General features: G+C 72.5%; 23 protein-coding genes. 15 read left to right on the forward strand and 8 right to left on the reverse strand.

What is annotated here, in order from left to right; genetic code table 11:
• Positions 1-13: 13 nt before the first annotated feature.
• Positions 14-625 carry a TetR/AcrR family transcriptional regulator gene (locus AB0J55_RS10395; protein WP_364245546.1) on the reverse strand — a complete coding sequence of 204 codons (612 nt, stop codon included), beginning with the start codon at positions 623-625 and terminating at the stop codon, positions 14-16.
• 85 nt (positions 626-710) lie between these two features.
• Between AB0J55_RS10395 and AB0J55_RS10400 the strand changes: the two genes are divergently transcribed.
• The gene (locus tag AB0J55_RS10400) at positions 711-1760 is read left to right on the forward strand and encodes an NAD(P)-dependent alcohol dehydrogenase (protein ID WP_364245549.1); all 1050 of its coding nucleotides are present in this window, start codon (positions 711-713) and stop codon (positions 1758-1760) included.
• A gap of 20 nt (positions 1761-1780) precedes the next feature.
• Here the strand turns inward: AB0J55_RS10400 and purU are convergent, their stop codons facing one another.
• The 5 genes from purU to AB0J55_RS10425 all read right to left on the reverse strand — a co-directional run bounded on the left by purU (position 1781) and on the right by AB0J55_RS10425 (position 5187).
• Positions 1781-2647 (reverse strand): formyltetrahydrofolate deformylase, encoded by an 867-nt coding sequence (purU, locus tag AB0J55_RS10405; RefSeq protein ID WP_364245552.1) that lies wholly within the window; start codon positions 2645-2647, stop codon positions 1781-1783.
• 23 nt (positions 2648-2670) lie between these two features.
• Complete coding sequence (locus tag AB0J55_RS10410; protein WP_364245554.1) at positions 2671-3240, reverse strand: maleylpyruvate isomerase family mycothiol-dependent enzyme; 570 nt, start codon at positions 3238-3240, stop codon at positions 2671-2673.
• Positions 3137-3838 carry a VTT domain-containing protein gene (locus AB0J55_RS10415; protein ID WP_364245557.1) on the reverse strand — a complete coding sequence of 234 codons (702 nt, stop codon included), beginning with the start codon at positions 3836-3838 and terminating at the stop codon, positions 3137-3139. The genes AB0J55_RS10410 and AB0J55_RS10415 overlap by 104 nt, the downstream gene beginning before the upstream one ends.
• A gap of 63 nt (positions 3839-3901) precedes the next feature.
• On the reverse strand, positions 3902-4702 hold the full coding sequence (locus AB0J55_RS10420) for a class I SAM-dependent methyltransferase (protein ID WP_364245559.1): 801 nt from the start codon (positions 4700-4702) through the stop codon (positions 3902-3904).
• The gene (locus AB0J55_RS10425) at positions 4681-5187 is read right to left on the reverse strand and encodes a DUF2505 domain-containing protein (RefSeq protein ID WP_364245562.1); all 507 of its coding nucleotides are present in this window, start codon (positions 5185-5187) and stop codon (positions 4681-4683) included. The genes AB0J55_RS10420 and AB0J55_RS10425 overlap by 22 nt, the downstream gene beginning before the upstream one ends.
• Before the next feature lie 24 nt (positions 5188-5211).
• Between AB0J55_RS10425 and AB0J55_RS10430 the strand changes: the two genes are divergently transcribed.
• From AB0J55_RS10430 to AB0J55_RS10460, 7 genes are all read left to right on the forward strand, one after another.
• On the forward strand, positions 5212-6267 hold the full coding sequence (locus tag AB0J55_RS10430; protein ID WP_364245564.1) for a UDP-N-acetylmuramate dehydrogenase: 1056 nt from the start codon (positions 5212-5214) through the stop codon (positions 6265-6267).
• Between the two features lie 226 nt (positions 6268-6493).
• Positions 6494-7672 (forward strand): Ig-like domain-containing protein, encoded by a 1179-nt coding sequence (locus tag AB0J55_RS10435; RefSeq protein WP_364245567.1) that lies wholly within the window; start codon positions 6494-6496, stop codon positions 7670-7672.
• A gap of 3 nt (positions 7673-7675) precedes the next feature.
• Positions 7676-8491, forward strand: coding sequence for an alpha/beta hydrolase (locus AB0J55_RS10440; RefSeq protein WP_364245570.1), 816 nt, complete (start codon positions 7676-7678; stop codon positions 8489-8491).
• Positions 8492-8510: 19 nt separating this feature from the next.
• Complete coding sequence (gene mshA / locus AB0J55_RS10445; RefSeq protein ID WP_364245573.1) at positions 8511-9815, forward strand: D-inositol-3-phosphate glycosyltransferase; 1305 nt, start codon at positions 8511-8513, stop codon at positions 9813-9815.
• Positions 9812-10324 carry a YbjN domain-containing protein gene (locus AB0J55_RS10450; protein WP_364245575.1) on the forward strand — a complete coding sequence of 171 codons (513 nt, stop codon included), beginning with the start codon at positions 9812-9814 and terminating at the stop codon, positions 10322-10324. The genes mshA and AB0J55_RS10450 overlap by 4 nt, the downstream gene beginning before the upstream one ends.
• A 71-nt stretch (positions 10325-10395) precedes the next feature.
• The gene (locus tag AB0J55_RS10455) at positions 10396-11259 is read left to right on the forward strand and encodes a DUF4349 domain-containing protein (protein WP_364245578.1); all 864 of its coding nucleotides are present in this window, start codon (positions 10396-10398) and stop codon (positions 11257-11259) included.
• 434 nt (positions 11260-11693) lie between these two features.
• Positions 11694-12443, forward strand: a complete 750-nt coding sequence (locus tag AB0J55_RS10460) for a phosphoglyceromutase (RefSeq protein WP_364245580.1) — start codon at positions 11694-11696, stop codon at positions 12441-12443.
• Positions 12444-12486: 43 nt separating this feature from the next.
• On the opposite strand, the gene AB0J55_RS10465 is transcribed toward AB0J55_RS10460, so the two are convergent.
• Complete coding sequence (locus AB0J55_RS10465; protein ID WP_364245583.1) at positions 12487-13368, reverse strand: hypothetical protein; 882 nt, start codon at positions 13366-13368, stop codon at positions 12487-12489.
• On the reverse strand, positions 13365-14003 hold the full coding sequence (locus AB0J55_RS10470; RefSeq protein ID WP_364245585.1) for a DNA-binding response regulator: 639 nt from the start codon (positions 14001-14003) through the stop codon (positions 13365-13367). The genes AB0J55_RS10465 and AB0J55_RS10470 overlap by 4 nt, the downstream gene beginning before the upstream one ends.
• Before the next feature lie 67 nt (positions 14004-14070).
• Here AB0J55_RS10470 and AB0J55_RS10475 point away from each other — a divergent pair, with 67 nt between their 5' ends.
• The 7 genes from AB0J55_RS10475 (at position 14071) to AB0J55_RS10505 (ending at position 21740) form a co-directional block, all read left to right on the forward strand.
• Positions 14071-14931, forward strand: a complete 861-nt coding sequence (locus AB0J55_RS10475) for an oxidoreductase (RefSeq protein ID WP_364245588.1) — start codon at positions 14071-14073, stop codon at positions 14929-14931.
• A 146-nt stretch (positions 14932-15077) separates the two neighbouring features.
• Positions 15078-16319 (forward strand): ATP-binding protein, encoded by a 1242-nt coding sequence (locus AB0J55_RS10480; protein ID WP_364245591.1) that lies wholly within the window; start codon positions 15078-15080, stop codon positions 16317-16319.
• Positions 16316-17005, forward strand: coding sequence for a response regulator transcription factor (locus tag AB0J55_RS10485; protein WP_329052728.1), 690 nt, complete (start codon positions 16316-16318; stop codon positions 17003-17005). Before AB0J55_RS10480 ends, AB0J55_RS10485 begins: the two co-directional genes overlap by 4 nt.
• Positions 17006-17118: 113 nt before the next feature.
• Entirely contained in the window at positions 17119-18102 is a 984-nt protein-coding gene (locus AB0J55_RS10490) for a Ppx/GppA phosphatase family protein (protein ID WP_364245594.1), read from the forward strand.
• A gap of 157 nt (positions 18103-18259) precedes the next feature.
• Positions 18260-19897 (forward strand): hypothetical protein, encoded by a 1638-nt coding sequence (locus AB0J55_RS10495; protein WP_364245597.1) that lies wholly within the window; start codon positions 18260-18262, stop codon positions 19895-19897.
• Between the two features lie 69 nt (positions 19898-19966).
• Positions 19967-20779, forward strand: coding sequence for a sugar phosphate isomerase/epimerase family protein (locus tag AB0J55_RS10500; protein ID WP_364245600.1), 813 nt, complete (start codon positions 19967-19969; stop codon positions 20777-20779).
• Between the two features lie 142 nt (positions 20780-20921).
• Positions 20922-21740, forward strand: coding sequence for a thioesterase family protein (locus AB0J55_RS10505; protein ID WP_364246021.1), 819 nt, complete (start codon positions 20922-20924; stop codon positions 21738-21740).
• The last annotated feature ends 58 nt before the right edge of the window (positions 21741-21798 follow it).

The following is a 21798-nucleotide window of genomic DNA, read 5'->3' on the forward strand; positions in this document are numbered from 1 at the left end:
CCATGCCGCCAAGCTAGCGGTCACCACCGACAATCCGGCCCACGATGGCCGCGCGGGCGGCCTCGGAGGACTTCCGCACCACCAGGTCCGTCGAATAGCCGTGCTTCACGAAGACCCCGTCGAGCTGGAACGTGCCGTAGCCGTGGGCCTGGGTGAACAGCTGCTCCATCAGCTCCAGCGCGGTCGCCGGGTCGGGGGCGACCGCCAGGCAGCGCAGCAGGAACTCGTCGGTCAGCCGCCGGGTCTGCTCGTGCAGGCCGGTGTGCTGCGGGCCGTGGAGGCCGTCGGCGTAGATCACGTTCATCCCCGCCCGGCGTTCGATGAGGTAGCGCGTGTACGCACCCGCCGCCGCGGCCAGGGCGTCCACCGGGTCGTCGTGCTCGCCCGCTGCCGCCGTGACGCGGTCGGCGAGCTGGCAGGCGATGTTGCCCGCCACCTCGGCCAGCAGGCTTTCCCGGGAGGCGAAGTGGCGGTAGGGCGCGCCGGGGCTGACCTTCGCCCGCCGTGCGACTTCCGCGACCGAGAAGCCTCCGATGCCCTGCTCGGCGATCAGGTCCAGGGAGACGCGCACGAGTTCGCCGCGGAGGTCGCCGTGGTGGTACTTGCCGCCCATGACCTGGCTCACATCTTTCGCTCGGAATATGTAAGAGACCTCTTACGTAGGACATGTATGAGACCTCTTACGACGGTACTTGAACTTGGAGGGTTCCATGAGCACGACCACGCACGCCATCGCCGTTCCGGCGCCGGGCGCGCCGCTGGCGCCGACCACGATCGAGCGCCGTGACCTGCGTCCCGACGACGTGCTGATCGACATCGCCTACGCCGGCATCTGCCACAGCGACATCCACCAGGCCAAGGAGGACTGGGGCCAGGCGATCTTCCCGATGGTCCCGGGCCACGAGATCGCCGGCGTCGTCGCCGCGGTCGGCTCGGACGTCACGAAGTACCAGGTCGGCGACCGCGTCGGCGTCGGCTGCATGGTCGACTCCTGCGGCGAGTGCGAATACTGCCTGGCCGGCACCGAGCAGTTCTGCGTCAAGGGCAACGTCCAGACGTACAACGGCGTCGGCTTCGACGGCGAGAACACCTACGGCGGCTACAGCAACCAGATCGTCGTGAAGGACGCCTTCGTCTGCCGCATCCCGGAGGGCATCGACCTCGACGTCGCCGCGCCGCTGCTGTGCGCGGGCATCACCACCTACTCGCCGCTGCACCACTGGGGCGCCGGCCCCGGCAAGAAGGTCGCCGTGATCGGCCTCGGCGGGCTCGGCCACATGGCCGTCAAGATCGCCGCCGCCATGGGCGCCGAGGTGACCGTGCTGAGCCAGAGCCTCAAGAAGCAGGAGGACGGCCTCAAGCTCGGCGCGAAGGACTACTACGCCACCAGCGACGAGTCGACGTTCGACACGCTCAAGGGCAAGTTCGACATCATCCTCAACACCGTGTCGGCGAAGCTGCCGGTGGACGCCTACCTCGGCCTGCTGCGGGTCGGCGGCGCGATGGTGAACGTCGGCGCGCCGGGCGAGCCGCTCTCCTACAACGCCTTCTCGCTGCTCGGCGGCAACAAGGTGCTGGCCGGCTCGATGATCGGCGGCATCGCCGAGACCCAGGAGATGCTGGACTTCTGCGCGAAGCACGGCATCGGCGCGGAGATCGAGACCATCTCCGCCGACAAGGTCAACGAGGCCTACGAGCGCGTCGAGAACTCCGACGTGCGCTACCGCTTCGTCATCGACGCCAAGACGATCGGCGCCTGACCCGAGGCACGGCAACCGGATCAGAACACCACGGTCCGGTTGCCGTGCACCAGCACCCGGTTCTCCAGGTGCCACCGCAGGCCGCGGGCCAGCGTCACCTTCTCGATGTCGCGGCCCTTGCGGACCATGTCCTCCACCGAATCGCCGTGGCCGACGCGGATGACGTCCTGCTCGATGATCGGGCCGGCGTCGAGGTCCGCCGTCACGTAGTGGCAGGTCGCGCCGACCAGTTTCACCCCGCGCGTGTGGGCCTGGTGGTACGGCTTCGCGCCGATGAACGACGGCAGGAAGCTGTGGTGGATGTTGATCGCCCGGCCGGCCCACTCGCGGCACAGGTCCGCGGGCAGGATCTGCATGAACCGGGCCAGCACGACCGCGTGCGGGTCGTGCTCGTCGACCAGCTTCCGGACCTGCTCGAACGCCGCCGCCTTGTCGCCGGGCGGGAACGGCACGTGGTGGAACGGGATGCCGTGCGCGCGGGTGATGTCGGCGAGTGAGTCGTGGTTGCCGATCACCGCGGCGATGTCGACGTCCAGCTCCCCGGAGGCGACCCGGCCGAGCAGGTCGTACAGGCAGTGCCCGGCCTTCGAGACGAGGATCACCGCGCGGCGCCGCTCGCCGGTGTCGCTGACCTGCCAGCTCGACTCCGCGGACAGCTCCGCGGCCACCTCGCCGAAGCGGGCGCGCAGCCCGGCGGCGTCGAAGGGCAGCGAGTCGGCCCGGACGACCTGGCGGGTGAAGAACCAGCCCGTGTCCGGGTCGGTGTGGTAGGCCGCCTCGACGATCCAGCCGCCGTGCTCGGCGAGGAACCCGGAGATCCGGGCGATGATGCCGGTGCGGTCGGGGCAGCCGAAGGTGATGACGTAGCGGCGTTCGGGAGCGGTCACCCCGGCATTGTCCCCCGCGCAGGTCAGACGGCCGGGAGCCGGTCCCCGCTGATCGCCGCCCGGTGCGGGCGGCCCCACACCGCCCGGTAGACGTCGTCGGCGTCGCCGGTCACCTCGGTCCCCGGGGTGCCGACCGTCCACGTCCGCTCCGGCGTCGTGATCCGCACGTTGACGGCGAAGCCGCGGCGGGGGACGACGAAGGTCAGGAACTCGTCGATGCCGTCGTTGGCGAACTCGGGGGAGAAGCGGGTCTCCACCGGGTCCGGGAGGGCGGATTCGGCGTCGAGGCGGTGGATCGCGGTCTCGTGGGCCATCCGGCGGGTCCACGGCGTGTCCGGGTTGCGCGCCAGTGCTTCGCGCAGGCCCAGGCGCCGGCCGTCCCACCACCCGAGGACGTCTTCCCAGTCCGGCGGCGGCTCCGGGCGGGGCTCACGGCCCATCGCCAGGCTGGTGATGGTGTCGTGCACGAGCGCGATGTGCGTCACCAGGTCATGGACAGTCCACTTCGGACAGTTCGGCACCGGCGCCGCCGGCCCGGCCGCCAGCGCCGCCCGCTTGAGCCCGTCGGCGTGGACGTCGATCGCTTCGAGCATGAGCCGACCGTAGCCGCCGTCCGGCTTCGATGGCGAACACCAATCCCAGGCCCAGGCTGAAGGACAGCAGCAGGCCCTTGGCCGGTTCGTCGGCGAAGGCGGCTCCGCCCGCGAGGCCGATCAGCACGCTGTACACCGCCCAGATCGCCGCGCCGGCCGCGTCGAGCGGGACGAACCGGCGCAGCGGGTAGCCGAGGCTGCCGTTGGCGAGCGCGCTGGCGACGCGGCCGCCGGGCAGGTAGCGGGCGGCGATGATCAGCAGCCCGCCGTTGCGGCGCACCTGGTCCCGCGCCCATTCGTACCGGCGGCGGCCCTCCGGCCCGCGCTGCAGCCGCGCGATCGCCCGCGGCCCGGCGGACCGGCCGGCGGCGTACCCGAGGCAGTCGCCGGCCCACGCGCCGACGGCCGCGACGGCGGCGAGCAGGGCCAGCTGCGCGGGATGGGGTCCGAGCAGGACGGCCACGGTGACGACGGTGGTCTCGCTGGGCATGAAGGGCAGCAGCGCGTCCAACCCGGACACGGCGAAGACGAGTACCCACAGCCACGGCGAACCGAGCGCGTCGCGCAGCAGCTCGGTGACGTGCCCCAGGAGTTCCACGGCTCAATGGTGATCACCGAAGGTCACTTCGGGGTGACGCAGCGGGGGTGGGCTGGTGAACGTTCAGGCGGGGGCGACCGACGCCCACGGCACGGTCAGCTCACCCAGCCGGATGCGGGACGGCGGGCCCAGCACCGGCCAGTTCCGCGCGGTCAGCAGCCGGACCGCTTCGAGCCACCGCGACCGCACGCCGAACGCCTGGTGCGGTGCCGCCGCCGCCCAGCAGGCGTCCAACGCGGCCAGCAGGTCGTGCACCCGCTCACCGGGCACGTTCCGGTGGATCAGCGCCTTCGGCAGCCGCTCGGCGATCGTCGACGGCCGGTCCAGGGCCGCCAGCCGCATCGACAGCGTCAGCGACACCGGGCCGGACCGGGAAACCAGGACCCACGTCGACAGCCGGCCGATCTCGTCGCACGTGCCCTCGACCAGGAGACCGTCGGCGGGCATCGAGTCCAGCATCAAGTTCCACGCGCCCGCGACTTCGTCCTCCGCGTACTGCCGGAGCACGTTGAACGCCCGCACCAGCACCGGCCTCGTCCCGGCCAGTTCGAAGCCGCCGCGGCGGAATTCCAGCAGCGGCGGCGACGCGGCGGACTGGGCGAAGGCGACTCGATCCGGGTCCAGCTCCAGGCCCAGCACGCGGACGTCGGGGCGGACCCGCCGCAGCCACCGCGCCAGCTCGACCGTCGTCACCGGGGAAGCGCCGTAGCCGAGGTCGACGACCAGCGGCGATTCGGTCGCCCGCAGCAGCCGGGACGTCGGCGGCGCGGCCGCGATCCAGCGGTCGACCCGGCGCAGGCGGTTGGGGTTGGTGGTGCCGCGGGTCGGCGCGCCGACCGGGGTCAGTTTGCTTGCGCGAGCCACTTCGCGGTGAATTCGGCTTCGCGCTCCAGCAGCTTCGTGACCTGCTCGGCGATCACGCTCTCCAGCTTCCCGCCGAACAGCGGGATCCGGACGGTCACCTCGCCGCTGGTCCGGTGCACGGTCTGGTCGCCGTTGGCCAGCAGCGCGGTCCGCGCGGTGATCTCGCCCGGGACGCCGCCGACCTCGACCGACGCGTTGCCCTGGCGGCCGGTGCCGTCGTTGCTGACGCGCCAGGTCTGCGTGCGCGTCACCAGCAGGTCGCCCTTGTGCAGCGTCCGCACCGCCTGCGGCAGCTTGTCCGCGCTGATGCCCTGCCGCAGCTGGTAGCGCAGGTCCGTGCCCGACACCTCGTACGCCAGCAGCGCCGCGCCGTGGCCGCCGATCTCCTCCAGGCGGGCCCGCAGCGCGTCTTCGCCGGCGACGGCCGCGTACGTGGACGCGACGTCGGCGGCGAACTCAGCGCGGTGCTCGATCCGGGATCCCATGAGCCGGACAGTACCGTCAGACCCGTGAACTCCGCCCGAACTCCCGCCCTCCCGAAGCTCGCCGCGTACACCACGCTGCGCCTCGGCGGCCCGGCCCGCCGCTTTGTCAGCGCCGTGACCAGCGAAGACCTCGTTGCGGCCGTCCGCGAGGCGGACGCGGCGGGCGAGCCGGTGCTGCTGCTCGGCGGCGGCTCCAACCTGGTGGTCGGCGACGCGGGGTTCGACGGCACGCTCGTCGAGGTGGCGAACACCGGCTGGCGGCGCGACGGGAACGTCGTGGAGGTCCAGGCGGGCCAGAACTGGGACGCGTTCGTCGCCGCCCTGGTCGAGGCCGGGCTGGGCGGGCTCGAGTGCCTCTCCGGCATCCCCGGCAGCGTCGGGGCGACGCCGATCCAGAACGTCGGCGCGTACGGCTGCGAGGTCGCCGAATCGATCGTCTCCCTGGAGCTCTACGACCGCGTGACACGCGAGGTGCGCACGCTCAAGGCCGACGAGCTCGGCTTCGCCTACCGCACCAGCGTCCTCAAGGGCACGGACACCGGCGTCGTCCTCTCGGTCCGGTTCGAGGTCCGCGAAGACGGCCTCTCCGCGCCCATCCGCTACGCCGAGCTGGCGCGCACGCTCGGCGTCGAGATCGGCGCGCGCGTCCCGGCCGCCGAAGCGCGCTCCGCGGTTCTCGGGCTGCGTCGCGGCAAGGGCATGGTGCTCGACCCGGACGACCACGACACGTGGAGCGCGGGCTCGTTCTTCACCAACCCGATCGTGCCTTCGGCCGACGCCGAGGCCGTCCTCGCGCGGATCACGTCGGCCGTCGGGGCCGAGGTGCCGCAGTACCCGGCCGACGGCGGCGTCAAGCTGTCCGCGGCCTGGCTGATCGAGCGCGCCGGCTTCGCCAAGGGGTACCCCGGTCTGGGGAACCGTGTTTCGCTGTCGACCAAGCACACCCTGGCGCTGACCAACCGCGGCGACGCGACGACCGAAGACCTGCTGTCGCTGGCCAGGACGGTCCGGGACGGCGTTTTCGAGCGCTTCGGCGTCCTCCTGCACCCCGAACCGCTGCTGATCAACTGCGTGATTTGAGCCAAACCGGGCAACCCGTCCGTGTCTGGGACGTCTTTGTCGACAAAGGCGACGCCACCTGATTGGTTGGTTCTGACCTTCCAGCGGGTAACGTCGGCTGCGCTGCCAGCGCTAAAGGCGTGTGCCCGCTGGTCGCGGGGGATTCGCACGCTTCGGGGGGTCCGGGGGGCGGAGCCCCCACGGCGGGGCGCGGGGGCTCGGCCCCCGTAAGACACAGGAGGTTTCGGTGATCGAACGGCGTACGGTCTTCAAGGCTGCCCTGGCGGCTGGGGCCGCACTGGTCGCCGCCGCGTGTTCGAGCGAGAACGGTGGCAACGCGCTGCCGACCGGCGCGGCCGGCGCCGACGGCGAGGGTGGCTCGCAGCCCGTGGCGAAGATCACGGCCGAGCCCGCCGCCGACGCCAAGGACGTGCCGGTGCTCAAGCCTGCCGTGCTGAAGGTCGCCGACGGCAAGCTCACCGAGTGCAAGCTGAGCGCCGACGGCGGCAAGGACGTCAAGGGCGACCTCGCGCCCGACGGCCTCACCTGGACCAGCTCCGAGCCGCTCGGCTACGGCAAGACCTACACCTACTCGGCCAAGGCCACCGGCTCCGACGGCAAGCCGGTCGAGTTCAAGGGCAGTTTCACCACGATCAGCCCGGCCAAGCAGGTCCGGGCGACCCTCAACCCGGCCGACAACCAGACCGTCGGCGTCGCCATGCCGATCAGCGTCAAGTTCGCGTCGCCGGTCAAGGACCGCAAGGCGGTGGAGAAGGCGCTGTCCGTGAAGACGGACAAGGAGGTCGAAGGCGCCTGGGGCTGGCTGTCGGACAGCCAGGTCGACTACCGGCCCAAGGAGTACTGGCCGCAGAACATCACGGTGAACGTCGAGGCGAAGCTGTACGGCGTCGACCTGGGCGGCGGCGCGTACGGCAAGGCCGACGTCACGACGAAGTTCAAGATCGGCCGCAACCAGGTGGTCAAGGTCAACACCCCGGACCACCAGATGCGCGTCTACCGCAACGGCGCCCAGTACAAGAGCTACCCGTGCGCGAACGGCCTGGACGCCGAGGTCGACCGCAACACCCCGAACGGCACCTACATCATCATGACCCGGGAGCCGACCGCGGTGTTCGACAACGCCCGCTACGGCTACACGAACGTCAACAAGAAGTGGGCCTGCCGGTTCTCCAACCACGGCGAGTACATCCACGAGAACCAGGACAACGCGGCCAACATCGGGAAGAACAACAACTCCCACGGCTGCGTCAACCTCCTCGAAGCCGACGCCAAGGACTACTTCGACTCCGCGCTGATCGGCGACCCGGTCGAGATCACCGGCTCGAAGCTCGGTGCCCCGATGAACTCGGACGTCAAGGACTGGAACTTCAGCTGGGCGGCCTGGCAAGGGCTGGGTGCGAAGTAACCCGTGCGCACCGAAGTCGTCGGGCACGGCGGGGTCCGGCTCGGCCTGCGGGTCGAGGGCACCGGGAACAGCAGGCCGATCGTGTTCGTGCACGGCTGGGCGCAGTCGGGCGGCTGCTGGGCCGCGCAGCTCGCCGACCCCGCGCTGACCGAGCGGTTCCGGCTGGTCGCGGTGGACCTGCGCGGTCACGGCGCCTCCGACGTCCCCGCCGCGGGTTACGACGACCCGCGGGTCTGGGCGGACGACCTCGCCGCGGTGCTCGACTTCGCGGGCCCGGACGCGATCGTCGTCGCCTGGTCCTACGGCGGCCTGGTGCTGACCGACCACATCCGGGTGCACGGCACCGCCCGGCTGCGCGGGATCGTGCTGGTGGGGGCCATCACCGAAATCGGCCGCGACCGGCCGGGCGGCCGCGTCGGCGCGCTGATGCGCGAGCACATGCGGTCGATGCTTTCCGACGATCCGGACATCGCGGTCCCGGCGCTCACCGCGTTCAGCCGCGGCATGGTGGCCGGCCCGGTACCCGGCGCGCAGGCCCAGGCCCTGCTCGGGGCCTCGCTGAGCGTGCCGCCGTCGGTCCGGTCGGCCCTGTTCCGCCGCGACGCCGGCAGCGAAGACGTGCTGGCCGGGATCGACGTCCCGGCCCTGGTCGTGCACGGCACGGCCGACCGCGTGATCGAGCCCTCGGCGGCCGAACACGCCCTCGGGAAGATTCCGGGTGCCATCGGGCGTTGGTTCGTTGACGGGGGGCACGCGCCCTTCGCCGAGTCCGCGGCCGAGTTCGACGCGGTGCTCCGGCAGTTCGCCGAGGAATGCTGAACGCAGGAGACGTGACCAGGTGACCAGCAACATCCGAAGGTTCCGCGCTGCGCCGCGCCGGATCGCGGTGCTGTCCGTGCACACCTCGCCACTCGAACAGCCCGGAACGGGCGACGCGGGCGGGCTGAACGTCTACGTCAGCCAGACCGCGACCGAGATGGCCCGCCGCGGCGTCGAGGTCGAGGTGTTCACCCGCGCGACCGCGTCCGGCCAGCCGCCGGTGGCCGAGCTGGCGCCCGGGGTGACCGTGCGGCACGTGCAGGCCGGCCCGTTCGAGCCGCTCGGCCGCGACGAGCTGCCCGCCCAGCTGTGCGCCTTCACCTCCGGCGTGCTGCGGACCGAGGCCTTCCACGAGCCCGGCCACTACGACCTCATCCACTCGCACTACTGGCTGTCGGGCCAGGTCGGCTGGCTCGCCCGCGACCGGTGGTCCGTGCCGCTCGTGCACACCGCGCACACGCTGGCGAAGGTGAAGAACGCCGCGCTCGCCGAGGGTGACAAGCCCGAGCCGCGCACCCGCGTGATCGGCGAGGAGCAGGTGGTCGCCGAGGCCGACCGGCTGGTGGCCAACACCGCCGTCGAAGCGCGGCAGCTCATCGACCTCTACGACGCCGAGCCACACGCGGTGCACGTCGTGCCGCCGGGCGTCGACCTCGAACGCTTCACCCCGGGCTCGCAGTCCCTCGCCCGCGCGGAGCTCGGCCTGGCCGACGACGACGTCGTGCTCGCCTTCGCGGGCCGGATCCAGCCGCTGAAGGCGCCGGACGTGCTGCTGCACGCCGCGGCCGCGATGCTGCGCCGCCGGCCCGAGCTGGCGCCGAAGCTGGTCGTGCTGGTCGTCGGCGGGCCGTCCGGGACCGGGCTGGAGCAGCCGCAGGCCCTGCGTGAGCTGGCCGGTTCGCTGGGCATCGAGCGGCAGGTCCGGTTCCTGCCGCCGCAGCCGGGCGAGGCGCTCGCCCGGGTGTTCCGCGCCGCCGACGTCGTCGCGGTGCCCAGCTACAACGAGTCGTTCGGCCTGGTCGCCCTCGAAGCGCAGGCGTGCGGGACGCCGGTGGTCGCGGCCGAGGTCGGCGGGCTGCCGGTGGCGGTGCCGCACGGCGTCTCCGGGCTGCTGGTGCCCGGGCACGGCGCCGACGAGTGGGCGGACGCGCTGGCCGCGGTCGCGCTGCGCCCGGACCGGCGTGCCGAGCTCGCCGCCAACGCCGTCGTGCACGCGCGCCGGTTCTCCTGGCGCCGCACGACGGATGCGCTGCTGGACATCTATGCTCAGGCCACCAGCGCGTTCACCCGCGCACTGGACCTGCGCACGGAGGTGGCGGTGTGAGCCTGGACGAGCTGATCCAGTCTACTTTGGACTCAGCGGAGCTGGAGTACGACAAGCGCGGTCCTGGCAAGTACTTCGTCACGCTGCCGGGCACGAAGAAGCTGCAGACGAACGCGTGGCTGGTCGACGGCGACCACGCGTTCTCGGTGGAAGCCTTCGTCTGCCGCCGTCCCGATGAGTCCCATGAGGACGTTTACCGGTTCCTGTTGCAGCGCAACGCCAAGCTCTACGGCGTTCACTACACAGTGGACAGTCTCGGGGATATCTACCTGGTCGGCCGGTTCGGCAAGGACACGCTGACCGCCGACGAGCTCGACAAGGTGCTCGGCCAGGTGCTCGAAGCGGCCGACGGCGACTTCAACACGCTGCTGGAGCTGGGCTTCGCGACGTCGATCAAGCGTGAGTGGGACTGGCGCGTCTCCCGCGGCGAATCACTGGCCAACCTCCAGGCGTTCAAGCACCTCGTGGCACCCGGGAAGCCGCACGAACCGGGCTTGACCGAGTCGTGACCGAAGGCCGTGCAACGGCCTTGAACCGGACATCCGTCTCCTTGCCAGTCGAAACTGGAGGGAGACGCGGAATGCGGACTCGATGGAGAGCCGGGCTGGCGGCCGCTGCGGTGGCGTTCGCGCTGGCCGGGTGCTCGGCGGCGGGAAACGGGGCATCGTCCACGGCGGACAGTGCCGGGTCCGGGCCGGTCCCGGCCGCGCCGCAGCAGGGCAGCGGCAAATCCGGGGCGGAGAAGGTGACCCCGCCGCAGGCGGGCGCCACCGACCGCAAGCTCTCGCGCAGCGCCCGGCTCGAACTGGCCGCCACCAAGGTCACCGACGTCGTCGCGCAGGCCCGGGGGATCGCGCAGGGCGCCGGCGGCTACACCGGGCAGGAGAGCACCGGCGACGAGTCGGCGACGCTCAGCCTCGCGGTGCCCGCGGACAAGCTCGACGGCGTGCTCGACCAGCTCTCGCACCTGGGCACGCGCCTGGTGAAGCGCGAGCTGAACACCCAGGACGTGACCGAGCAGGTCGTCGACGTCGAAGCGCGGCTCGCGACGCAGCGGGCATCGGTGGAGCGGATCCGCGCGCTGCTCGCGCGGGCGACCTCGGTGTCGGAGATCGCGTCGGTCGAAAGCGAGCTGACCAGCCGCGAGGCGGCTCTCGAGTCCCTGGAGCAGCAGCGGAACTCGCTGGCGGGCAGCGTGGCGATGGCGACCGTGGCGATGACCGTCCGCAGCGTCGCCGCGCCCCCGCCGCCCGGGGAGGACCACAGCGGGTTCTTCGGCGGGCTGGCCGGTGGCTGGCACGCGTTCCTGATCTTCGGCGGCGCCCTGCTGACGGTGCTCGGGGCGATCGCGCCGTTCCTGCTGTTCCTCGCGCCGCTGGGCGGACTCGTGTGGTGGCTGCACCGGCGCCGCCGCGTCCCGGCGCCGGAGCCGGGCGAGAGCTGAGCGGAACAGGCGGGACGGCTCGAGGGAGGGGGGAGTCGCGATCTCGAGCCGCCCCGCTGAAGTTCCCGCCGATCAGGACCCGGTGACGAGGGGGGTGCCAACGGGGCCGGGCGGGCCGCGGCTCGGCAGGGGGGAGACGAGCCGCGGTCAAAGCCCGAAACCGGCCGGGGAGTGCGTGGAATCCGGCCGCTCGGGACGTAGTCAACCTGTCAGATCCCGCCCGGTAATCACAAGGCTACTGGCTAGCCCGTTCGAGTGAATTTGCCGCTGAGCGATAACAGTGCGCAGTCTGTCCTCGGAATTTTGCGCGTTGTTGGCGAACCGCCTTGTCGAAGAGTGAAGTGTTACTTCGGAGTAACACACTCTGGGTAGGACGCGCGGTGCGGCGGAGGTCACCAGTCGGCCGCGTGGTGCGTTCTGGCAGGCTGGGGCCCATGGCTGAACTCGGGACGTTGGTGCTGCTGCGGCACGGGCAGAGCACGTGGAACGCGGAAAACCTGTTCACCGGCTGGGTGGACGTGCCGCTGTCGGAGCAGGGCGAAGGCGAGGCCCGCCAGGGCGGCCGGTTGCTGGCCGACGCCGGCCTGCTCCCGGACGTGGTGCACACCTCGCTGCTGCGCCGCGCGATCGCCACCGCGAACATCGCGCTGGACGCCGCCGACCGGCACTGGATCCCGGTGAAGCGCGACTGGCGCCTCAACGAGCGCCACTACGGCGCGCTGCAGGGCAAGAACAAGAAGCAGACCCTCGAGGAGTTCGGCGAAGAGCAGTTCATGCTCTGGCGCCGCTCGTACGACACCCCGCCGCCGGCGATCGACCCGAAGGACGAGTGGAGCCAGGCCGGCGACGCCCGCTACGCGAACCTCGGCGACGACGCCCCGCTGACCGAGTGCCTCAAGGACGTCGTCGAGCGGCTCCTGCCGTACTGGGAGTCCGAGATCGTGCCGGACCTGCGCGCGGGCAAGACCGTGCTGGTCGCCGCGCACGGCAACTCGCTGCGCGCGCTGGTCAAGCACCTCGACGGCATCTCCGACGCCGACATCGCGGGCCTGAACATCCCGACCGGCATCCCGCTGCGCTACGACCTCACGGCCGACCTGAAGCCGGTCAAGGCCGGTGGCGAGTACCTCGACCCCGAGGCCGCCAAGGAAGCCGCGGCCGCGGTGGCCAACCAGGGCCGCTGAGCAGGGTCCGTGAAGGCCGCATCGAGGGGACTCGAGGCGGCCTTCACGGCTTTCCGGCTGCGGTGACCGGGTGGACGGCGGTCGCCTTCCAGGTGCCGCCGGTGTGGACGACGTCGAGCTCGGCCGTCAACGGACGGCTGGTGGTCTTGCCCGTCACGTCGGTGACCTGCAGCGTCGTGAAGAACAGCACGACCCCCCGCTCCCCGGTGAGCGCGAGGACCCCGGCCATCGGTTGCGGGCCGAGCACGGTCTTCGTGCCGCTGCGGCGGACCGTGTCGACGAAGTAGGTCTTCTTCGCCAGGTAGGCGGTCAGCAGCGGGTCGGCCACCACCGCTTCGGCGCGCGCGTAGCTGCCTTCCGGGTCGGCGCTGTCGGCGGTGAACAGCCCGGCCGCCGCGGCGCGGGCGCCCGCCAGCGCCGCGTCGCGTGTCCCGCCCGCGCTGCCGTCGTCCGGCTGGGGCGCCGGCGCGGGCTGAGCCGGGTTCACCGCGATGTCCGACAGCCGCCAGTGCCCGCCGTCCCGGATCGCGGTGAACGCGACCGTGGCCACGCCCTTCGACGGGCCGCTGTCCTGATCGAGCACGGCGAGGTCCCGGAGCCGGTCGCCGGTGAACTCCAGGGCCGCCGCCTCCCGCACCCGGGTGACCAGGTGCACCGGCTGCGGGCCCTTCCTGACCTGCTCGAACAGCCGGGCCAGCTGGTCCTTCGCCGCCCCGGTGACGTTCGCCGCGACGGCCTGGTCGAAGGCGCCCGGGTTCCCGGAGTCGTAGCTGAACACCGCCTCGGCGGCCGCCTTCACCGCGTCGAGGGCCGCGCCGGTGCGGCCGGCGTCGACCAGCGCGAGGTTGGGGCCGACCGGCACGGCCGTGCCGGTCACCGCGCACGCGGACGTCAGCAGGACCAGCGCCGGCAGCGCACGCCTCACAGCAGCCCGGCTTCGCGGGCCCGGGCGCCGGCCTGAAAACGCGAAGACGCCCCGAGCAGCTCCATCAGCTCCGCCACCCGCCGCCGGTAGGTCCGCAGGCTCACGCCGAGGGCGCGGGCCGCCGTCTCGTCCTTGCAGCCGGACGCCAGCTGCTCCAGGATCTCCCGCGCGCCCAGCTCGGTGAACCGGGCCTGGTAGGACTCCAGGTCGGTCGCGCTGTGCCAGGCCGCCTCGAACAGCGACTGGATGCCCTGGACCAGGGCCGGGCTGCTGATCACGGTGTAGCCGCGGACCCCGCCGACGTGGTCGCCGGCCACGATCGCGATCCGGCGGTCGAGCAGGATCGTCTCGTTGATCTCGCGCTCGGTGATCCGGATGCCCGCACCCCCGGCGGCCATCCGCCGCAGGTGCTCGGCGAGCGCCGGGTCGAACAGCACGCCCGGCTGGTACACCTTGCGGATCTTCATCCCGCGCACCGAGTGCTCGCGCACGGGCGCCGCCGGGTGCGCCACCGACCACGTGTGCAGGTCGCGGGCCGCGCACGAAATCTCCGTCGCGGCCTCGAAGAGGTGCGCCGTCCGCTCGAACAGCTCGGCCTCGCCCCGCACCATGACGACGTCAGTGACCTTCTCCACGTATTCCAGTGTGGCAGCAAACTGCCAAACCCGGAGGTCAGCCGCCCCTCGCCGGAACGCTGGAGGCATGACCACGAACACGCTCCCCGCCGCCGCGGCGGGCACCTGGAAGCTCGGCTCCTTCGAAGTCAACCGCCTCGGGTTCGGCGCCATGCGCCTGATGTCCACCACGGACGGCGGCATCCGCGCCCGCGAGACGTCCCTCGCCGTGCTGCGCCGGGCCGTCGAGCTCGGCGTCAACCACTTCGACACCGCCGCCTTCTACTTCGCCGGGCCGCGCTCGGCCAACGAACTGCTCAACACCGCCCTCGCGCCCTACGACGACCTGGTCATCACCACCAAGATCGGTCCCGGGCGCGACTACGAGGGCAACTTCTACACGGCCCGGCCGGACCAGCTGCGCGCCCAGGTCGAGGAGAACCTGCGCGAGCTCGGCCTCGACCACCTCGACGTCGTCAACTACCGGATCGGCCAGAGCCTCGACCGCGGCACCGGCTCCCTCGCCGAGGGCTTCGGGGCCCTCGCCGAGCTGCGCGAAGCCGGGCTGATCCGCGAGCTGGGCATCTCCAACGTCGGCCCGGAGCACCTCACCGAGGCCCTGGCCATCGCGCCCGTCGTCTGCGTCCAGAACCAGTACGGCCTGAGCGCCCGCCGCGAGGACGACGAGCTCGTCCGGATGTGCGCCGAGCGGGGGATCGCGTTCGTGCCGTTCTTCGCCGTCGCGAGCGGGACCGGGGAGGACGCCCGGGTCGCCGAGGTCGCCCGCCGTCACGACGCCACGCCCGCGCAGGTGCGGCTCGCGTGGACCCTGCACCAGGGCCCGCACGTGCTCGCCATCCCGGGCACCGGCGACGTCGGGCACCTCGAGCAGAACGTCGCCGCGGCCGCGCTCGAGCTCACCGCCGACGACCTGGCGGCCCTGGGGTGAATTCACCCGGAATGTCTCGCCGGGGATTCGATCGGGTGAACGCCGCCTGAAGCCCCGGCGAACATGTCCTCTGCAGGTGTCGCGGTGCTCACGACAAGGCGGACAACGCTAGGCCGAAGGGCCACTTCTCAGCTTACGATCGGCCCGTGACCACGCCTGTTTCACTCGCACTGGCCATCGGCGCACTGGTGGCCGGTGCGGTGGTCGGCTACTTCCTGGCGCGGGCCCGCACCCGCCGGGAGACCGCCCGGCCGCCGGGCCCGACCGTCGCGGAGCTCCTGGAACGACTGGTCCGTTCGTCGAACAACGGCGTCGTCGTGCTCAACCGCTTCGGCGACATGGTGCTGCACAACCCGCGTGCCTACGAGCTGGGCCTGGTGAAGGTCAACCGGGCCGATCCGCGGGCCCGCAAGGCCGCCGAACAGGTCGTCGAGACCGACGAACCGCTGGAAATCGATCTCTCGCCGCTCGAAGCACGCGGCCGCCAGCCGGAGGCGGTGCTCGGCCAGGTCCGGCCGCTCGGCGACGGCTTCACCGTCGTCGAGGCCGTCGACCACTCCGAGGCCATCCGGCTGGAGGCCGTGCGCCGCGACTTCGTCGCCAACGTCAGCCACGAGCTCAAGACCCCGGTCGGCGCGATCGCGCTGCTCACCGAGGCCGTGCTCGACGCCGCCGAGGACGTCGAGGAGGTCCGCCGCTTCGGCGGCAAGATCCTGCGCGAGTCCACCCGGCTCGGCCAGCTCGTCACCGAGCTGATCGCGCTGTCCCGGCTGCAGGGCGCCGAACGGCTGCCCGACCTCAACGTCGTCGAGGTCGACGCGGTCGTCCGCGAAGCGCTCGGCCGCACCACGCTGTCGGCCGAGTCCGCCGACATCAGCATCACCACCGACGCGGCCAGCGGCCTGCTCATCGAGGGCGACCGGACGCTGCTGGTCACCGCGCTGTCGAACCTGCTGGAGAACGCGGTCGCGTACTCGCCGGCGGGCAGCCCGGTGTCGATTTCACGCCGGCTCGCCGACGGGATGGTCGAAATCGCCGTCACGGACCGCGGCATCGGCATCGCGGAAGAGGAGCAGCAGCGCGTGTTCGAGCGCTTCTACCGCGCCGACAAGGCCCGCTCGCGCGCCACCGGCGGCACCGGCCTCGGGCTGGCGATCGTCAAGCACGTGGCGGCCAACCACGGCGGCTCGGTCGGGCTGTGGAGCCGGCCCGGCACCGGCTCGACGTTCACCCTGCGGATCCCCGCGCACGTCCGTCCCGACCCGGCGCTCGAGCCGGCGCGGGCGGCCAAGACCTCGCCGGCACCGCGGCAGGAGAAGACCCCCGAGCGCACCCAGAGGCTCGTGGTTACCGGGCAGGACAGCCCAGATCATGGAGGAAACCTGTGACCAGGGTTCTCATCGTCGAGGACGAGGAGTCGTTCGCCGACCCCCTCGCCTTCCTGCTGCGCAAGGAAGGGTTCACCGCGGCCGTCGCCGGCACCGGCCAGGCGGCGCTGGAGGAGTTCGACCGCAACGGCGCCGACATCGTGCTGCTCGACCTGATGCTGCCCGGGATGAGCGGCACCGACGTCTGCAAGCAGCTGCGCCAGCGCTCGGCCGTGCCGGTCATCATGGTGACCGCCCGCGACAGCGAGATCGACAAGGTCGTGGGCCTGGAGCTGGGCGCGGACGACTACGTGACGAAGCCGTACTCGGCCCGCGAGCTGATCGCGCGGGTCCGCGCGGTGCTGCGGCGCGGCGGCGAGCCGGGCACGGACGGCGAGCTGGCCCCGCTGGTCCTCGCGGCCGGCCCGGTCCGGATGGACGTCGAGCGGCACGTGGTGACGGTCGACGGCGCGGAGGTGTCGCTCCCGCTCAAGGAGTTCGACCTGCTGGAGTACCTGCTCCGCAACGTCGGCCGGGTGCTGACGCGAGGGCAGCTGATCGACCGGGTGTGGGGCGCGGACTACGTGGGCGACACGAAGACGCTCGACGTCCACGTGAAGCGGCTGCGCTCGAAGATCGAACCGGACCCGGGTTCGCCGCGGCACCTGGTGACGGTTCGCGGGCTGGGCTACAAGTTCGAGACGTAAGTCCTCTTTGGGCAGCTTCGTCCCGGCGGGGAGGCGCGCCGGGGCGAGGCCGCACCGAGTGTTTTCGGTTACATGTTCGAGACCTGGCGCTGGGCCCGGTACCGTGGACACCCGTGCGCCTAGGGGTACTCGACGTCGGTTCCAACACCGTCCACCTGCTCGTGGTCGACGCCCACCGGGGCGCCCACCCGACGCCGATGCATTCCGAAAAGTCCGTGCTGCGCCTCGCGGAGCGGATCACCAGGAGCGGGGAGCTCAGCCGGGCCGGTGCCGACGAGCTCTGCACCGCCGTCCAGTCCGCGAAGGAAGCCGCCGCGCGGCTCGGCTGCGAAGAAGTCATGGCCTTCGCCACCTCGGCGGTCCGCGAGGCGAAGAACTCCGCCAAGGTGCTCGCCCGGGTGGCCGAGGAAACCGGCGTCGACCTGCAGGTGCTCTCCGGGGTCGACGAGGCCCGGCACACCTTCCTCGCCGTCCGGCGGTGGTATGGCTGGTCGGCCGGGCAGCTGCTGGTGCTCGACATCGGCGGCGGCTCCCTCGAAATCGCGATGGGCCGCGACGAGGAGCCGGTGCTGGCCGAATCGCTGCCCCTGGGCGCCGGGCGCACCACCCGCACCCGCTTCAAGCACGACCCGCCGACGCGCTCGGAGCTCGTCGCGACGTCCGCGTGGCTGGACGACCAGCTCACCGATCTCGCGCGCAAGGTCGCCAAATGGGGTGAACCCGATCGGGTCGTCGCCACGTCGAAGACGTTCCGCTCTCTCGCCCGGCTGACCGGCGCGGCCCCCTCGGCGGCGGGCCCGCGCGTGCGACGTACGCTCACGGACACCGCATTGCGCCAGCTCCTGGCCTTCATCTCGCGGATGCCGTCGGCCGATCTCGCACAGCTCGAGGGCGTCAGTTCGAGCCGGTCGCACCAGCTCGTGGCGGGTGCGCTCGTCGCGCAGGCCACGATGCGGGCGCTCGGCGTGGCGGAACTCGAGATCTGCCCGTGGGCTCTGCGAGAGGGTGTCATCCTGCGGCGGCTGGACCATTCCAACGGCGCGGATGAGACTGGAGCCGCCCTCGCCGGGCGCTTCGGCGCACAGGAGGACCGGTGAAAGCACACGGCTGGACTTCGCACGCAGAGGATGGGCACGGTGGAGAGGTGACGGACATGCAGAGGACGGCGTACAGCGCGCGCTGCGCCGCCGAGCTGCCGTCGGGGACCTCCCCGCGAGGTGCCGAGGACCCGGAGCGCGCAGGGGATTACCAGGTATGACGGACCAGACCGGAGGCGACCAGCCGCCGCAGAAGACGGTGGCCGAGCTGCTCGCCCAGCACGGTGCCCAGGTCGACGGCGGACGCCGTCGCCGTCGGCGCGCGGCCGATGACGACGACGAACCCGGCACCCCCGAAGCCCCGCCCGGCGCGACCGGCTCGCACCGGCGTCCCGGCGTGAGCGACACCGGACCGCAGGCGATCATCGACCGGGTGGCCGCGGAGGGCACCCCGCCCCCGCCGGCCCCGCCCGCCCGTCCGGCCGGACGGCGGCGCGCCGAGCCGCCGCCCCCGCCGCCGCCCGCACCCCGTGCGGTGCCCCAGGACTCCCAGCCGCTGCCGCGGCCGGTGCCGCCGCCCCCGGCGCGGCCCGCCCCGGGCGGCGCCGAGTCCGGCCAGTACGCGCGCCCGGTCCCGCAGGAGTCCGGGCAGTTCGCCCGGCCGCCGCAGGAATCCGGCCAGTTCGCGCCGCCGGCCCCGCCCCAGCCGTCGCAGCAGCTGCCCGTGCCGCCGCGCGGGGCGCCCCGGCGGCAGCCGCCGGCCCCACCGCAGCCGTCGCAGCAGCTGCCGGTCCCGCCGTCGGCCGAGGAGACCCGCGCCGTCCCGCCGGTCCGGCGCCGCCCCGGCCCGCCGCAGGCGTCCCAGCAGCTGCCGACGCCGCCCCAGCCGTCGCAGCAGCTGCCGGTGCCGCCGCCGCCCAGCGCCCCGCTGTCGGCCCGGCTCGACGGCCTCAACGGCACCCCGGACGCCGAAATCGACGTCCCGCCCGGCCCGATGGCCAGTGGAACTTTCGCGACGCCGCCCGCCGCGCCCGGCCGCCCGCGCCGCGCCCCGGCGCGCCGTCCCGAGCCGAAGCGCGAGGACCACACCGAGCAGTTCTCGGCGATCCCCGACGACGAGCCGCCGGCCCCGCCGGTGCCGCCGAAGGGCAAGAAGCCGGAGCCGCCGGAGCCGTCCTCGCCCGCGGGCCTGGCGAACTGGCGCAAGCGGCGCCAGAAGGAGCAGATGGAGGACACCGAGATCGGCGTGATGCCGGCGGTGCCCACCGACGCCCCCGGCGACGGCTACCCCGAGGACGACTTCGAGCCCGACGGCTTCGCCCCGGAGAGCAGCGGCTACCAGGCCGCTTACGACGCCGGGCCCCCGACCGGCGCGTACCCGCCGCCGATGCCGTTCGCGCCCGGCGACCGGGCGTCGCGGGCGCCGATCCCGGACGACCTCGAGCCCTACGAGCGCGAGTTCGCCGACGGCTACCCGGCGGACGGCCCGGACTTCGAGCAGGACGACTACGCCTACGAACAGGGCGAAGGCTACGAGGACGACGAGTACGACGACGTCCCCGAGCCGGTCGCGGAGCCGGAGCCCGCGGCCTCGCCCGGCAAGCAGTGGCTGGCGCTGGCCGGCCAGCTCGCGATGGGCGTGGTCGGTGGCGCCGCCGTCTGGCTGGGCTTCAACTGGCTGTGGGTGAACATCCCGGCCGCCGCCCTGGTCGCCGCGCTGCTGGTGGTCGTCGCACTGGTGTGGATCGTGCGGAAGATCCGCCGCGCCGAGGACCTGCAGACGACGGTGCTCGCGGTGCTCGTGGGCCTGGTGGTGACGGTGTCGCCGGCCGCGTTGCTGCTCGTCGGGCGCTGATGCCGAGGCGGTGACTCGCGTCGCGTTGGCGGCCCGGCGGTGCCGCGCCCCTGGCGCGGGCGAGGCAGGATGGCGCGCGTGACAGACGAGCAGCCGGTCCCGGTGGGCCTCAGCACGGCGTCGGTGTGGCCCCTCAAGGCGGGGACGGCCTTCGAGCTGGCCGCCGAGCTCGGCTACGACGGCGTCGAGGTGATGGTCTGGGCCGACCCGGTCAGCCAGGACGTCACGGCGCTGCGGCGCCTGTCCCGGCGCACCGGCGTGCCCGTGCTGTCGATCCATTCGCCGTCGCTGCTGATCACGCAGCGGATCTGGTCGCCGGACCCGGTGGTGCGGCTGCGGATGTCCGTCGACGCCGCCCTCGAGCTCGGCGCGCGCACGGTGGTGGTGCACCCGCCGTTCCGCTGGCAGCGCCGGTACGGCGACGCATTCGGCGATCTGGTCGCCGAACTGGAGGAGTCGAGCGGCGTCGAAATCGCGGTCGAAAACATGTTCAAGGTGCGGCCGCCCGGTGGTTCCAAGAATTCCCGCGTCTCCGCGTTCCGGCCGTCGATCGACCCGACGGACGTCGGGTTCCGGCACTACACGCTCGACCTGTCCCACACAGCGGCAGCCGAGATGGACGCGCTGGCGCTCGCGCAGCGGATGGGGGACGGCCTCTCGCACGTCCATCTGGCCGACGGCACCGGCGTCCCGAAGGACGAACACCTGGTGCCCGGCCGCGGCGGCCAGCCCTGCGCCGAGCTGCTCGAGAAGCTGGTCAGCAACGGTTTCGCCGGCCAGATCGTGCTGGAGATCAACACCCGCCACGCCGTCACCGCGGCCCAGCGCGTCCGCGATCTCGCCGAGGCGCTGTTGTTCGCGCGGTTCCACCTCGGGCAATAACCGGGCACGTTCCGGCCGGACACACTACTCCCGAGTGCATTTCCGCGGTTCCAACCCGTAAAGTTCGGACCGTGAAACCGTCGCTCTCGTTGATCGTCACCTGCCGGAATTACCGGATCGGCGCGGACCGTTCGTGAGCGGAATCGACGGCACCGCCGTGTCCTTCGACACGGCGAGTGCGGCGCGGTCGCTGGGGGACGGCACCTTCACCGCGGTGCTGCGTGCGGAATGGGCCATCGGCTCGCACCCGCACGGGGGTTTCCTGCTCGCCCTGCTGGCCAGAGCGGCGATCTCCGCGCTGCACGAGCGCGGCGAGCCACACGCCGAGCCGCTGGTGGTCAGCGCGGAGTTCCTGCACGCGCCCGCGCTGGGCCCGGTGCTGCTGCGCACGGACGTCCGCAAGGTCGGCCGCCGCGCGACGGTGGTCGAGGTCCGGCTGGAGCAGCGCGGCCGCAGCTGCGTCGAGGCCAGGGTGACGACGGGCCGCCTCCCGATGCGCCGCCCGGAGTGGACGGACGTGCCGTCGATGCCGGCCGAGCCGCCGCCCGGAGCGCTGGCGATGGCGGAGAGCACGGAGGGGCCGTTCAACCTGGCCAAGGGCTGCGAGGTCCGGCTGGACCCGGCGACGGCGGGTTACCTGGCGGGGCGAACGGGCGAGCCGCCCCGGATGCGGCTGTGGGTGCGGCCGCGGCACAGCCTGGTGGACCCGTTCTTCACGCTGCTGGCCTCGGACGTGAACCCGCCGGTGGTGATGAACCTCGGCCGCATCGGCTGGGCCCCGACGGTCCAGCTGACGGCGCTGCTGCGGACCCGGCCGGCACCGGGCTGGCTGCGGGTGGTGGTGGAGTCGAGGTCGGTCCACGAGGCGTGGTTCGACTCGGACGCGACGGTGATCGACGCCCAGGGCAGGCTGGTGTGCCAGGCCCGCCAGCTGGGCCTGGCACCGGCCCCGGGCGGCTGAGCTCCGGCCGACGCTCCAGGTCCGCAAACCGACCCTCCAGGTCCGCGAACCGACACTC

This window comes from Amycolatopsis sp. NPDC049688 (genome assembly GCF_040674975.1).
Classification (GTDB): Bacteria; Actinomycetota; Actinomycetes; order Mycobacteriales; family Pseudonocardiaceae; genus Amycolatopsis.